Source organism: Shewanella sp. W3-18-1 (genome assembly GCF_000015185.1).
In the GTDB taxonomy this organism is placed as follows: Bacteria; Pseudomonadota; Gammaproteobacteria; order Enterobacterales; family Shewanellaceae; genus Shewanella; species Shewanella putrefaciens.
In genome coordinates this window covers 3,500,301-3,514,198 of sequence record NC_008750.1, presented here as the reverse complement: position 1 = coordinate 3,514,198, position 13,898 = coordinate 3,500,301, and the positions used below count along the sequence as shown (strand labels likewise).

Here is a 13,898-nt window from a genome sequence, read left to right as displayed (position 1 = left end):
TTTTTTATTTTTAGGGCGGTTTTGCCCCAAACAATACAAACAAACCATAGGGTTTACGAGGTTTTTCTATAGCTCTAGTGAATACTAAGAATATCAACTTTAAAGCTTTGCTTATTTAGTTTGAATTCTTTAATCAAAGTCAAAGTCGTGGGGCTTCACCCCACACCCGACCAAGGAGGACTGCTCGTCCTATCCTCCTTGGATGTTCCATGACGCCCCCAACGGAGTTGAAAGCCCCTTGTGCTCATTGACAAATTTGCTATCGCTTCCGAAGGATGCGTCCCTGCACCTGCGGAAGCTAGCTCGCCATCCATGGCGAGATTCACGCAATTTGTCTATTCGCCCAGCGGCAACTCCGAGGGGAGGTGTATTCCTTGGTGTTTTGAGTCGTTAGATAGCGATTCATCAGCAAAAAAATAAGCATGAAAGAACGAGAAAGCTAAAACGATATCAAGTGATTACCCACCAAGCTGTATAAAAAAACGCTACCGTAAAAAAGCAAATTCCTATAGCATCATTTATACCAATGGACATGGATGTGGCAGCGGCCAAGTCCAACAAGCGATTTATGCCCTGCAAACAGCGCAGCGCATAAATACTAAGAAGTTAGGTGAAAATGGAGTATCAGAAGGAAACAATCGTATATTCAGCCGTATTATCGGCTACAGCGCTTTTTTTTATATTGTTGCCAGTTATAAGAGGTAATCTTGGTATTGGCGCTATAAGTATATTGATCACTTTAGTAATTTATTTCTTGGTAGGCTTTGTTGGGTTCTGGCTTGGTCAAAAAATATCAGGTCAAAAACTTGTATTAAAGCCAGTATATTGGGCTGCGCCATTGTGCTTTGTAGTGCCTTTTCAGATTTCAAAATTTACTGGTTTAAACGAAGTGTTTCCTGGTGCTCATTTTCTTTTAGTAGTTGCCTTTGCATTTCTAGTTGGCTACCGCATGAATCAGGTAACCCTAGATAAAGATAAGAAGCCCCAAAGCTAACAAGCAAATTTTATCGCCAGCAAAAAGCTCTGGCTGCGACGTCAACCCGCTGCGCGACTTTCCGCGCTAAATTTGGGCGTTATTCCTTGAGAGATATATGAGCATTTTTCCCGTTGCTGTTGATGAAAAAATGGTTGGCGAATATCCGGCAGAGGCAAAATCTGGCGGCGGCTACTTCTATGATGATGTGCTTGAATATCGTGTCTGGTGTCGCCCTTGGCTTGGCGCACCAGATGAGTTTGATGGTGAAGTTTACTACTACGCGTTTTCTTCATTCGAGGCAGCTAAGGAATTTTCCGATAACACTAAAGGCTCTGAGCAACCGCTGGTTTTGGTGAAGCAAATTGAGTGGATAGATGAACCAACACTAGGTCAATTTATTCCCATGAAAGGTGAGCGCGTGACCGAGTGGTTAGTTGAATGGTTACAAGGTAATAAAAGAGCTCAGCATACAATTTCGCAGTTTATAGAGGCCAATGTTGTGGCATAACAATCGCCAGCACAATGCGCCTTTGGCGCTCGACTCGCAACAAGTTGCTCGCGTGCGTGGAGGGCGTTAATCCATAGAAATATTAATCCGAAACCAACGACTTAGAGTAAAATATCTAACAAGGTTTTTGTCCCAAAGCGTGCTGCGTAACGCTTTTAAATCTGCAGGTTACGCTAATGCCAAAAAGGTGAGCCATGGTGATTAGCGAGACGACCGTCCGCCCCATGGCCGCTCTTTGGCGTCCATGCCACCGCGACATTTGTGAATCCTGTCACGTCAGATGGGGCGACCCTGCATCTACGGATGGACTTGAACAACATCCCTGTTTAACTGCCAGTTCGCCGTCCATGGCTCTCGTTCATAAGCTCAGAAACCCTAGGTTTCTATTCACTGAGTCGACGAGCGAATGCCATGGCAAGCCTGTGTTAGTGGATACCAGCAAACGCTAAACTGTTAATAACTAAAATTACAGGTCCCCAAAAAACTGGTCTACAACACATATATGTCTGTTTCTAAGTCAGTATGTCCGCAACCATTTGACTTCAAACCGAGAGCATTTACCTGCTAATACGTGATTTTAGCGTGTAACTGCTGTAGCCTCGTGGGAATTTATTGTTTCTGGTTTTTGATCTTTTAGGATGCAAAATTCGAGCTTTGCCATCTAAGGTTCTTCGTTATTTTTCCCGTGACTTTACTGGCAAATAGCCGCTAGCAATGAGTTCACTTATTAGAGAGGGTGTCATGTGAATGCACTTCAAAACCCAATTAGGCAGTTCAATTTCGTCAAACTATTTGCACTGGCACTGCTAAGCTTTTTGGCTGGCTGTTCTTCGCTGCAGACGGGTGAAAATGGTAACTGGGTAGGATTTACCGAAACAGGTCAGGCTTCATTTTATGGGGATAAACATCAAAATAAGCAGACGGCCAGTGGTGAAATTTACAAACATAAATTAAAGACAGCAGCGCATAAAAAGTTACCCTTTGGCTCGAGTGTTAAGGTCACTAATGTTAAGAATGGTAAAAGTGTCATTGTAAAAATCAATGATAGAGGGCCTTTTGTGCGTGGCCGCATCATTGATCTGTCAAAATCGGCTTTTAGCAGTATAGGTAACACATCTTCAGGTTTGATTGACGTGAAAATTGAAGTGATTAAGTAGCGGTTAAGATTTAAAATTGTGGCAAGCTGTATCGTGGCTAAGATACTCGTAATTTAATGTTTTAGTGCCATAAAACTGAGTTCATATCGTTAATAGAAATATCCAAGGTCTCAATTTTTAAGCCAATATTTGGGCTTTGTGGCATTTGGTGAGAGACTGATGGCAGGCTCGGATAACAATAAAAGGACCCCTTATGGAATACCCGCTTGTCAGTACGCAGTGGCTCGAAGCACACCTCACCGATCCCTATTTAGTCTTGCTCGATGCCAGTATGGAAATCGTGATTGGTAAGGAACCCTTGATATACGATGAGCCTATTTGCATTCCGCGCTCACGTCGTTTCGATGTGGAGGAGCAGTTTTGCGATAAGACTTCAACCCAAATTCATGCACTGCCGACGTTTGCGCAATTTATTCAAGGGATAGCGCAACTTGGCATTGAGCCTGACAGTGTTGTTGTTATCTACGATAACCAAGGTATTTATTCATCCCCACGGGCGTGGTGGACCTTTAAAGTCATGGGCTTTAATCGAGTCTATGTACTCGATGGCGGTTTGCCCCAGTGGATTGAAGAAGACCGGATTACCTCATCGCGTTATCAAGCCGAAGGTGTCGATTATGGTCCTACGGATGTCGATACTTTGGCTGATGTGCTGCAATATCACCCTGAGCGGGTAATGGATGCCGAGGCTGTGCTTAAACGAATTGAAGATCCCGACACGGCGATTATCGATGCCCGTGGTGCGCCTCGCTTTTTAGGCCAAGTGAGTGAGCCGCGCCCCGGTGTGCGCTCAGGACATATTCCTCGCTCGGTTAATTTACCTTTTGCTCAAGTGCTCGATGGTAATAAAATCAAAACGGTCAGTGAGCTACAGTCTATTTATCAAGGGCTAGCAGCGGATAAATCCGCAAGGATATTTAGCTGTGGTTCTGGGATTACGGCGTGTATTTTGATCTTAGCTTCAGTTGCCGCGGGACATACAAATCCCATCCTCTATGATGGTTCATGGGCGGATTGGGGCAGTCGAACCGATTTGCCAATCGAGTGCTAGTTGTTTAAGCCTAAAATATTCAACTTTGCGCACTTTGGTAAAATATTAAGGAGATCGTTTTGATTGGTAGATTAATTGATAAGTTAGTGTTTGGGTTTATTCTAGTGCTTGCACTACAATTGCCGCAACTGGCTGATCATTATCAGCAATTTTTGTCCGGATTCTATGAATCGACTCGTTGGCAGGTAGAAGGCTATGAAGTAACGGCTAAGGAATATCATTACGTCGATGCCAATGAAATGATTGCTCGCCATCAACAGAACGAGGAGCCCAGTGTACGCGCAGACGCAGAGCAAAAGCTGCAGACATTGGCACGTTATAAAGCGTTAACAGAGGGTATGGCGATTTTTAATACGGGTAATTTGTTTGAGAAAACGGCCTATATGTTTAATCCTACTCGCTTTGATTATCTTGAGAAAACCATCAGTAACTTTACGCCTGGGATCCCTTTAACTACCAGTGGGATCGGTTTTGGTGTCTTAGTGGCGTTAGTCGTGCATTACCTTGGCTCAATCCCTTTTATCCTGTGGGCAAGGCGTAGAAAGCGGCAGAGATTGGCGAGTACTTAGATAACTCGCATTTAAACGGCTTGCATTTAAACAGCTTGCATTTAAACAATTGGCACTTAAACGATAGTGATGCCCATCGAATCGCTTATTCGATGGGCATCATCCGTTAGAGCTTAAAACCAGCCGTTAAAACAAGTCTTTAAATCTATGATATAGCATGCCAGCGGCGAGCATAGGTGAGCGGAATGTCGGGCCGCCGGGGAAGGTCATATGCTTGATTTTAGCGAACACATCGAAATGTCCCGCCTGTTGGCAAATGGCTTCGGCAAGCAGTTTTGCCGCCATATGGGTGGCATTCACGCCGTGTCCCGCATAGGCTTGGGCGTAAAAAATATTATTGGCATCGGGAAGGCGACCAATTTGTGGCATACGGTTAGCGCCGATACCTATCATGCCGCCCCATTCATAATCGATATGTACTCCTTTTAATTGCGGGAAAACCTTCTCAAGATTCGGTCTCAGTGCCGCTTCAATGTCTTTCGGATCTTTACCCGAATAGGTACAAAGGCCGCCAAATAACAAACGACGATCTGCGGATAAGTGAAAATAATCTAAGGCAATTCGCATATCGGCGAAGGCCATGTTTTGCGGGATAATATTCGTGCATTGGGCTTCAGTTAAGGGCTCTGTCGCCAATAAATAACTGCCCGCAGGTAACACTTTCCCCCCTACAAAGCTATTAAGTTTATGGCCAATATACGCATTGCCCGCCAGTACTAAGTATTGGCAACTGACTTCGCCCTTAGCGGTAATGACTCTTGGTTTAGCGCCTTGAATGATTTTTTCGGCGGCGCTGTATTCAAACAATTGCGCACCGAGATTGCGCGCAACGCGAGCCTCACCGAGGGCAAGATTAAGTGGGTGTAGATGGCCGCTGCCCATATCAACCAGCGCACCTTGATAAAAATTTGAGCCAATGACTTCACCTAATTGTGGCTTAGCTAATAGCTTGATCTCATGCGGATAACCCATGGCTTTGAGTGCGCTAAATTCTTCTTCAAGCTCATCCATATGGCGAGATTTAACCGCTAAATCGCAGTAACCCATTTGCAGATCGCAGTCGATACTGTGTTCTTGTATGCGATTTCGCACTATTTCAACGGCTTCAAAGCCCATCTGTTGAATTGCTTGAACACCTTCAGTGCCTATTTCACTTTGAAATTGCGAAGGATCATGGCCTATGCCGCGGATGAGTTCGCCGCCATTACGTCCCGATGCGCCCCAACCAATACGCCTCGCTTCTAGCAGCACGACACTCATGCCGCGCTGTGCGAGTTCTATGGCGGTATTGAGACCGCTAAAACCACCGCCTACGATGCAGACATCGGCATTGATACTACCTTCGAGTTGTGGGTATGCGTAAATTTCTTTAGCAGTATCAAGATAATAAGAGTGTGGATACTGTTCACTGTGCACTGGTGGTTTGTGTGCCATGATGGCTCCAAAAAATTGTTTTTATTGTAAATTGGACTTGTCTCAGTATACTCATCACACTTTTCAGATGTTCAGAAAAAGTGTTCGTTTTATTTAACACATTTTTTCTATAGAATACAATTAAAGCGTTAATTCAGGTGCTTTTGGGGTGTGAATACATTTGGGATGATGTTTATCCTGAACAATCTGTTCGTCATCTATCGGGGGTTGCCCGAACCTTTTGGGGGATGTGAAATTTGGATATTGGTGCCAGTCTCAAAACTGTTCGAAAAATGAAAGGCTTATCTCAGCGGGAATTAGCTAAACGTGCTGGTGTGACTAACAGTACGATTTCAATGATCGAAAAAAACAGTGTTAGCCCATCTGTCAGTTCTTTAAAAAAAGTATTGTCGGGTATCCCGATGTCTTTAGTGGACTTTTTCTCTATTGAAGCCACATCAGAGTGTGAACAAAAAGTGGTATATCGATCCGATGAACTGCTTGATATAGGCACAGGGCCGCTAGAATTTAAGTTAATTGGCCGTGATTATCCAAACCGGGCTATGTCTGTAATGAGTGAAACTTATCCACCGGGTTCAGATACCGGTGAAGAGATGTTAAAACATCAAGGCGAAGAGGCCGCAATGGTGATAGAAGGTAAATTCGAACTCACTGTAGGGGATGAAGTGTATATTTTGGAAACGGGTGACAGTTATTATTTTAACAGTGAGCTACCCCATCGATTCCGTAATCCTTTCGATGAGCCTTGCCGACTCATTAGTGCAACGACACCTGCAAACTTCTAATTTTCCCTATTTTGTTGCGCTGCTCTATTTAGAATAGAGCGGCGAGCTTATTTTCAGAGTCATTGTTTATCTTTTTACCCAATAGCTCGCCGCGTTATCTTTTAAGTATTCCTTCCCTGTGTAAATAATATTAGTCAAATGAACTTTCAATGATGCCATTGATGTTCACTCTCCATGGCTTTATTCGTCTTTAATTACAGCAGACTACTAGAGTGCTATTGTTGAAACGAACGAACAATAGCAGCTAACACGATGTTATTCATAAAAAATAAAAACGGTATGGACAGTGGATTTAACAAATAGATAACCTCTTGCCTAGTTTTAAATTTCGGTGTACTGTGTGAAAAAATGAACATTTAAAGTTAAAGTGTTCGATATGCTAGTAAAATGAGACCCTAAGGTGAGTTATGTCTGCAGAGTTACCCCTCATTGGTGTTATTGCGTGTAATCAACAATTGGGTTCACATCCGTTTAATATTGTTGGTGAAAAATATCTTTTAGGTGTTGTTGATGGTGCGAAAGGCTGGCCTTTGGTGATCCCATCACTCGGGCATGATTCACCTATTGACAGTATCTTGGCACGGCTTGATGGCATTTTGTTTACGGGGTCTCCTTCTAATGTTGAGCCACGCCATTATGCAGGTCAACCGAGTGAGACTGGTACTCACCATGATCCCAAACGTGACGCCACTACCTTGCCATTAATCCACGCTGCTATTGCGGCAGGAGTGCCTGTACTCGGAATATGTCGTGGTTTTCAAGAAATGAATGTGGCCTTTGGTGGCAGCTTGCATCAAAAGTTATATGAAGTTGCTGGTTTGATCGAACATAGAGAAAATGAAAATGCCGCTTTAGAGGTGCAATATGGGCCGTCACACAGTATTACTGTTGAGCCTGGGGGGGTCATTTACGAGGCTTGGGGCCGTAACTCTGCAGAGGTTAACTCTGTTCATACTCAAGGCGTGGCGCGTTTGGGTGTTGGGTTACGGCCAGAAGCTTATGCTCCAGATGGATTAGTGGAGGCCTTCTCCGTAATCGATACCAAAGAATTTGCCCTTGGTGTGCAGTGGCATCCAGAGTGGAAAGTGGCTGAAAATCCATTTTACCTCTCTATTTTCAATGCGTTTGGTGATGCCTGCCGACGTAGGGCTAAAACTCGAGTGAAATAATAATGAATAAGCTAATCGCTTTTTTAAAAGAACGAAAAATCACAGAAGTCGAATGTGTTATCAGTGATATGACTGGCATCGCTCGCGGCAAGATCGCACCCGTCGATAAGTTTCTCGATGAAAAAGGCATGCGCTTGCCAGAGAGTGTATTGCTACAAACAGTCACAGGGGATTTTGTTGACGATGAAATCTACTACCGGTTACTCGACGATGCGGATATTGATTTTGTATGTGTCCCTGACGAAAACGCGGTCTTCATGTTGCCATGGACAATCGAAGCTACGGCTCAGGTTATTCACGATTGCTACGACAGAATGGGCAACCCCATAGAGCTTTCACCGCGTAACGTGTTGAAAAAAGTGTTGTCTCTGTATGATGAACAGGGATGGGAGCCCGTTATTGCGCCCGAAATGGAGTTTTATTTAACTCGTCGCAGTGACGACCACGATTTACCCTTAAAGCCTCCTATTGGTCGTTCGGGTAGACCAGAAGCGGGTCGCCAATCTTTTTCTATTGATGCGGCTAATGAATACGACCCACTGTTTGAAGATATGTATGACTGGTGCGAAATCCAAGGTTTAGATATCGATACCTTGATCCATGAAGATGGACCCGCACAGATGGAGATTAACTTCAGTCATGGCAATCCATTATCGCTTGCTGATCAAGTTTTTATCTTTAAGCGTACCCTGCGTGAAGCGGCATTAAAGCATGATGTTTGCGCTACTTTTATGGCGAAACCTGTTACAGATGAACCAGGTAGTGCGATGCATATTCACCAGAGTGTGATTAATAAAGAAACGGGTAAGAATATTTTTACTAATGAAGATGGTACTCAAAGTGCATTATTTTTGAGTTATATCGCTGGGTTACAAAAATTTATTCCTGAGTTACTGCCATTAATGGCGCCCAATGCTAATTCGTTCCGCCGCTTTTTGCCCGGAACATCGGCACCGGTAAATTTGGAATGGGGGGTTGAAAACCGTACCTGTGGTTTACGTATACCAGAATCGTCGCCACAAAATCGCCGTATCGAAAACCGTATTCCAGGCGCGGATGCTAACTGTTATCTCGCTATTGCAGCGAGCTTACTCTGCGGTTATATCGGTATGGTAGAAAAGCTCAAACCATCAACGCCCGTTCAAGGTAAATCAAATGAAAGTCGAAGCAACAATCCCCATTGCTTACCATTGACGTTAGAAGAGGCATTGGCAGCAATGGAAGAAAGTGACGCTTGTAAGGAGTATTTAGGTGAGTCGTTCACCACAGGATTTGTGGCAGTAAAACAAGCCGAACTTGAAAACTTCCGCCGTGTAGTGAGTTCGTGGGAACGGGAGTTCTTGCTGTTAAGTGTGTAATCTATGCAGGTTTGAACATAAATTAGTCACTAATTTTTACATAGTTTCGATATGCGGATAAATGGTGTGGCTAAATTAGTTAGAAAACCCCTGCACCATAGTGGTGATTTTGCTTTACTTTGGTGCAGAATTTTTTGAATAAAATATCTTCAACTATTCTTATTAAGCTTAAAGGGTAATTCGATAAGCCATGCAGTAAGGGCCTCAATCGAAAGATTTTTTAAATTTAGCACTAACATAGGAGGTAGTATCAGATTTATTTTTATTAACCTATTGTTAGTAATGCTAAAAATGGATTTGATGCGATAGGCTTTATCCTTGTTTTAGGGACTTGAGACATTTGTCTTTATGTTGCAATATGTAGCGGATTTTTCATATCTAGTCTGTTTTTATGATTGATAATGCAATCTGAACAAATTAGTAGGTTTGGCATGAAATCTGATTACGAACAAATTGCAGTCACCTCAAACAGAAGGCATGATTATGGTGCTGTGAAGACTGCCGATGCGGTTTTTAAGGTGTAGCATTGGTCGAGAATAACAACAATAACCGAGCTGTTGGTCGGTGACACAATTTCAGGATTGATATAGGCAATTCTGCTACCCGAGAAAGGAGAAAGCATGAAGCTATTTAATAAGATGACCACCTTGGCTTTAGTGACCACAGGCGTGCTAGCAAGTGTTACTGTTCAAGCTGAGGAAGTGGTTCGCGTATATAACTGGTCTGATTATATCGCGGAAGATACCTTAGAAAACTTCAAGAAAGAAACAGGCATTCGGGTTATTTACGATGTATTTGATAGTAACGAGGTGCTAGAGGCTAAGTTATTGTCTGGCCGTAGCGGTTATGACATCGTCGTTCCTTCCAATCACTTTTTAGCGAAACAAATTAAAGCGGGTGCTTTTAAGCCATTAGATCGTTCTAAATTGAGTAACTTTAAAAATCTCAACGCGGAGCATATGAAGCAGCTTGAAAAGGCCGATCCTGGTAACCAGTACGCAGTGCCCTATTTATGGGGAACTAATGGTATAGGTTACAATATCGACAAAGTGAAAGCGGCCGTGGGTGAAGATGCGCCATTTGATTCTATGGAACTGATCTTCAACCCTAAATATGCCGAAAAAATCGCTAAGTGTGGCTTTGCTATGTTGGATTCTGCCGACGATATGGTGCCACAGGCCATGATTTATTTAGGCTTAGATCCCAATAGTGCTAAAGCTGAAGATTATGAAAAAGCGGGTGAGTTGCTGGAAAAAATTCGCCCTTATGTAACATACTTCCATTCATCTCGTTATATTTCTGACCTTGCCAACGGGGATATCTGTGTTGCTTATGGTTTCTCTGGAGATGTATTCCAAGCGGCAGCACGTGCCGATGAGGCGGGTAATGGCAATAAGATCGGTTACTCCATTCCAAAAGAAGGCGCAAACCTTTGGTTTGATATGTTAGCTATCCCTGCCGATGCTAAAAATATTGAAAATGCGCATAAGTTTATCAACTATTTATTACGTCCAGAAGTGATTGCGCCTATTTCTAACTATGTGGCGTATGCTAATCCTAATGACCCTGCTCAACCTTTGGTTGATGAAGCTGTTCGCACCGATCCTGCGATTTATCCATCTAAAGAAGTGTTAGATAAATTGTATATCGGCGAAGTCCGTCCTTTAAAAATCCAACGTGTATTAACCCGCGTTTGGACCAAAGTGAAATCAGGTAAATAATCGATTTTGGGGCAAGTTTAGCTTGCCCCTGCTTTAGTTTATTCATTTGCAGAGGGGAAAACCCCTTTCAAAACCGGGCTTGGATGGATAAACAGAGTTAGCCTTATCATTCATTTATTGCGTAAATCTCAAGACTTGAACGCGAAGCGTATCGGTATTTGGGCGGAGAAGTATTATGGCAAGCACCTCGGGCGTCACCAATAAACCCACAACAAAGACGCAAGAACATGTACTGCTCAAGATTGAGCGGGTCAGTAAATTATTCGACGATGTACGTGCAGTTGATGATGTGTCATTGACGATCAATAAAGGTGAAATTTTCGCCTTACTTGGTGGTTCTGGATCTGGGAAATCGACTTTACTGCGTATGCTCGCAGGCTTTGAAAAACCGACATCGGGCCGCATTTATCTTGATGGTGAAGATATCACCGACTTACCGCCCTACGAACGTCCTATCAATATGATGTTTCAATCCTATGCTTTATTTCCCCATATGACGGTGGCGCAAAATATTGCTTTTGGTTTGAAGCAAGACAAGCTACCTAAAGCTGAAATTGAGCAGCGCGTGCAAGAGATGCTTAAACTTGTGCACATGGAACAATATGGGAAGCGTAAACCTCACCAGTTATCTGGCGGTCAGCGTCAGCGTGTTGCGCTGGCACGCTCGCTTGCTAAGCGTCCTAAATTATTGCTGCTTGATGAACCTATGGGCGCATTGGATAAAAAGCTGCGTACCCAGATGCAACTCGAAGTGGTTGAAATTCTTGAGCGTGTTGGTGTGACTTGCGTAATGGTGACTCACGATCAAGAAGAAGCGATGACTATGGCCGGACGGATTGCCATTATGAGTGATGGCTGGATTGCTCAAACAGGCTCACCGATGGACATTTACGAAAGCCCGAACAGTCGTATGATTGCCGAGTTTATTGGTTCAGTGAATTTGTTTGGTGGTGAAATTGAAGTGGATGAAGTTGACCATTTGATCATTAAACCCAATGAATTAGCTCAATCTTTTTATGTCGGCTACGGAGTAACGACCAGCCTTGAAGATAAGCATGTATGGTTAGCGGTACGCCCTGAAAAGACGATCATTAGCCGTGAGCAACCCGAAGGTGAATATAATTGGGCGAAAGGTATTGTGCATGATATCGCTTACTTAGGTGGTATATCAGTGTATTACATTCGCTTAGAGAATGGCCAAATTGTACAGTGTAGTATGACTAACCGTGAACGCCGTGCCGATCATGCTACTTGGGATGATGAAGTGTTTATCAGTTGGGAGGACACCAGTGGCGTGGTGTTGAGATCATGAAATTACTCTCAAGATTAAAATGGCCAAGGGGACGCTTCTGGACCATAGGATTGCCCTATGCGTGGCTGCTGTTATTTTTTGCCTTACCTTTTGCGATTGTGCTCAAGATCAGTTTTTCAACGGCGGCTATCGCTATCCCACCCTATGAGCCGACGTTCCAATACGCAGATGATGTGCTAAATATTTTTTTGCATCTAGGTAACTATCTGATGTTACTTGATGATTCGCTTTATTATTCGGCCTATCTGAGTTCGTTGAAAACCGCATTTATTTCTACTTTAGGCTGCTTGATCATTGGTTATCCCATGGCTTATGCCATCGCCCGTGCCCCCGCGCGTTTGCAGACAGTTTTGCTATTACTGGTGATGTTGCCCTCATGGACCTCGTTCTTAATTCGCGTTTATGCTTGGATGGGATTGCTCAGCAATACTGGCATTATTAATAATGCACTCATATGGTTAGGTGTTATCTCTGAGCCATTACAAATTTTAAATACCAATATTGCAGTGTATATCGGCATCATTTATGCCTATTTACCCTTTATGATCCTGCCGCTATACGCCAATTTAGTGAAACTCGATATGAGTTTAATTGAGGCCGCATCGGACTTAGGTTCAAGTCGTTTAAATACCTTCTGGAAAATCACTTTCCCACTCTCTAAAAGCGGTGTGATTGCAGGTTCCATGTTGGTGTTTATTCCTGCAGTGGGTGAGTTTGTGATCCCCGAATTACTTGGCGGTCCTGATTCATTAATGATAGGTAAAGTGCTGTGGCAAGAATTTTTCAATAATCGTGACTGGCCTGTGGCGTCATCACTGGCGATTGTCATGTTGGCACTCTTGATTATTCCTATTACTTTATTCCATCGCTATCAAGCGCGTAGCTTGGAGAAAGACCTATGAAAAAGTTAAGTTTTTCTTCTGTGATGTTGTGGTTCGGACTGATTTTTTTGTACGCACCTATGCTGATCCTTGTTATTTACTCATTTAATGACTCCAAGCTCGTGACCGTTTGGGGAGGATTTTCCCCTAAATGGTATGGTGAATTATTTCAAGATCAACAGATTTTAGATGCCGTATGGACCAGTCTGCGTATAGCGTTTTATAGCTCAACAATGGCGGTCATTATCGGCACTATGGCAGCCTTTGTGATGACACGTTTTAAGCGTTCATGGGCAAAGCTGACTCTGTCGAACATGATTACCGCCCCGTTGGTAATGCCTGAGGTGATCACAGGTTTGTCTTTGCTTTTACTGTTTGTGCATATGGCAGATTTATTAGGCTGGCCAAGGGAACGGGGCATGGTGACGGTGTGGATTGCACACTCAACATTTTGTGCCGCCTATGTAGCTGTGGTGGTGTCATCAAGATTACGTGAGCTAGATATGTCAATCGAAGAGGCCGCTATGGACTTAGGCGCTACCCCGCTAAAGACCTTTTTCCTTATCACTGTGCCCATTATTTCTCCAGCATTAATGGCGGGGTGGCTATTGTCCTTTAGCTTGTCATTAGATGATTTAGTGATCGCAAGCTTTGCCTCGGGCCCGGGTGCTACGACCTTGCCTATGGTGGTGTTCTCTTCGGTACGTTTAGGGGTTTCGCCGAAGATTAATGCCTTGGCAACGCTGATCATACTGTGTGTTTCACTCATCGCTTTCCTTTCTTGGTATATGGCAAGGCGGGCAGAGAAACGTGACCGTACACCAATGAATTAGCTTAATCTTGGGATGGCTTTGTTTCTGCAAAGCCATCCTTAATTATTCTCTCCACACCCATCACCCGCTTTGCTTTGCAGGCTAGCCCTGTGACTTAAGATCACCATAATTGAATCACTGAGCTAAAAATAATCGCGTGTTTGA

The 13,898-nt window shown here is 43.6% G+C and carries 13 protein-coding genes; 12 read left to right on the top strand and 1 reads right to left on the bottom strand.

Annotated elements, in window-relative coordinates; all coding sequences use genetic code 11:
* Window positions 1-610 precede the first annotated feature (610 nt).
* From SPUTW3181_RS16000 to SPUTW3181_RS15980, 5 genes are all read left to right on the top strand, one after another.
* The gene (locus tag SPUTW3181_RS16000; RefSeq protein WP_157037396.1) at window positions 611-994 is read left to right on the top strand and encodes a hypothetical protein; all 384 of its coding nucleotides are present in this window, start codon (window positions 611-613) and stop codon (window positions 992-994) included.
* A 97-nt stretch (window positions 995-1,091) separates the two neighbouring features.
* On the top strand, window positions 1,092-1,484 hold the full coding sequence (locus SPUTW3181_RS15995; protein WP_011790346.1) for a hypothetical protein: 393 nt from the start codon (window positions 1,092-1,094) through the stop codon (window positions 1,482-1,484).
* Window positions 1,485-2,227: 743 nt separating this feature from the next.
* A complete protein-coding gene (locus SPUTW3181_RS15990) occupies window positions 2,228-2,641 on the top strand; it encodes a septal ring lytic transglycosylase RlpA family protein (RefSeq protein ID WP_011790345.1) in 414 nt (137 codons plus the stop codon).
* Between the two features lie 193 nt (window positions 2,642-2,834).
* Complete coding sequence (locus tag SPUTW3181_RS15985; protein WP_011790344.1) at window positions 2,835-3,692, top strand: sulfurtransferase; 858 nt, start codon at window positions 2,835-2,837, stop codon at window positions 3,690-3,692.
* A 59-nt stretch (window positions 3,693-3,751) separates the two neighbouring features.
* Window positions 3,752-4,261, top strand: coding sequence for a DUF2937 family protein (locus SPUTW3181_RS15980; protein WP_011790343.1), 510 nt, complete (start codon window positions 3,752-3,754; stop codon window positions 4,259-4,261).
* A 126-nt stretch (window positions 4,262-4,387) separates the two neighbouring features.
* On the opposite strand, the gene SPUTW3181_RS15975 is transcribed toward SPUTW3181_RS15980, so the two are convergent.
* Window positions 4,388-5,695 (bottom strand): NAD(P)/FAD-dependent oxidoreductase, encoded by a 1,308-nt coding sequence (locus tag SPUTW3181_RS15975; RefSeq protein ID WP_011790342.1) that lies wholly within the window; start codon window positions 5,693-5,695, stop codon window positions 4,388-4,390.
* 236 nt (window positions 5,696-5,931) lie between these two features.
* On the opposite strand from SPUTW3181_RS15975, the gene SPUTW3181_RS15970 reads away from it, so the two are divergent.
* From SPUTW3181_RS15970 to SPUTW3181_RS15940, 7 genes are all read left to right on the top strand, one after another.
* A complete protein-coding gene (locus SPUTW3181_RS15970) occupies window positions 5,932-6,480 on the top strand; it encodes a cupin domain-containing protein (protein ID WP_011790341.1) in 549 nt (182 codons plus the stop codon).
* A gap of 407 nt (window positions 6,481-6,887) precedes the next feature.
* Complete coding sequence (locus tag SPUTW3181_RS15965; protein ID WP_011790340.1) at window positions 6,888-7,649, top strand: gamma-glutamyl-gamma-aminobutyrate hydrolase family protein; 762 nt, start codon at window positions 6,888-6,890, stop codon at window positions 7,647-7,649.
* A gap of 2 nt (window positions 7,650-7,651) precedes the next feature.
* On the top strand, window positions 7,652-9,007 hold the full coding sequence (locus SPUTW3181_RS15960) for a glutamine synthetase family protein (RefSeq protein ID WP_011790339.1): 1,356 nt from the start codon (window positions 7,652-7,654) through the stop codon (window positions 9,005-9,007).
* A gap of 620 nt (window positions 9,008-9,627) precedes the next feature.
* Window positions 9,628-10,728, top strand: a complete 1,101-nt coding sequence (locus tag SPUTW3181_RS15955) for a polyamine ABC transporter substrate-binding protein (protein ID WP_011790338.1) — start codon at window positions 9,628-9,630, stop codon at window positions 10,726-10,728.
* Between the two features lie 175 nt (window positions 10,729-10,903).
* Window positions 10,904-12,040, top strand: coding sequence for a polyamine ABC transporter ATP-binding protein (gene potA, locus SPUTW3181_RS15950; RefSeq protein WP_011790337.1), 1,137 nt, complete (start codon window positions 10,904-10,906; stop codon window positions 12,038-12,040).
* Entirely contained in the window at window positions 12,037-12,942 is a 906-nt protein-coding gene (locus tag SPUTW3181_RS15945; protein WP_011790336.1) for an ABC transporter permease subunit, read from the top strand. The genes potA and SPUTW3181_RS15945 overlap by 4 nt, the downstream gene beginning before the upstream one ends.
* Window positions 12,939-13,754, top strand: a complete 816-nt coding sequence (locus SPUTW3181_RS15940; protein ID WP_011790335.1) for an ABC transporter permease subunit — start codon at window positions 12,939-12,941, stop codon at window positions 13,752-13,754. The genes SPUTW3181_RS15945 and SPUTW3181_RS15940 overlap by 4 nt, the downstream gene beginning before the upstream one ends.
* Window positions 13,755-13,898 lie beyond the last annotated feature (144 nt).

Coding starts and splice junctions, on each gene's coding strand:
- SPUTW3181_RS15945 (WP_011790336.1), top strand. CDS start 12,037: ATGAAATTACTCTCAAGATTAAAATGGCCAAGGGGACGCTTCTGGACC.
- potA (WP_011790337.1), top strand. CDS start 10,904: ATGGCAAGCACCTCGGGCGTCACCAATAAACCCACAACAAAGACGCAA.
- SPUTW3181_RS15975 (WP_011790342.1), bottom strand. CDS start 5,695: ATGGCACACAAACCACCAGTGCACAGTGAACAGTATCCACACTCTTAT.
- SPUTW3181_RS15965 (WP_011790340.1), top strand. CDS start 6,888: ATGTCTGCAGAGTTACCCCTCATTGGTGTTATTGCGTGTAATCAACAA.
- SPUTW3181_RS15955 (WP_011790338.1), top strand. CDS start 9,628: ATGAAGCTATTTAATAAGATGACCACCTTGGCTTTAGTGACCACAGGC.
- SPUTW3181_RS15940 (WP_011790335.1), top strand. CDS start 12,939: ATGAAAAAGTTAAGTTTTTCTTCTGTGATGTTGTGGTTCGGACTGATT.
- SPUTW3181_RS15985 (WP_011790344.1), top strand. CDS start 2,835: ATGGAATACCCGCTTGTCAGTACGCAGTGGCTCGAAGCACACCTCACC.
- SPUTW3181_RS15995 (WP_011790346.1), top strand. CDS start 1,092: ATGAGCATTTTTCCCGTTGCTGTTGATGAAAAAATGGTTGGCGAATAT.
- SPUTW3181_RS15960 (WP_011790339.1), top strand. CDS start 7,652: ATGAATAAGCTAATCGCTTTTTTAAAAGAACGAAAAATCACAGAAGTC.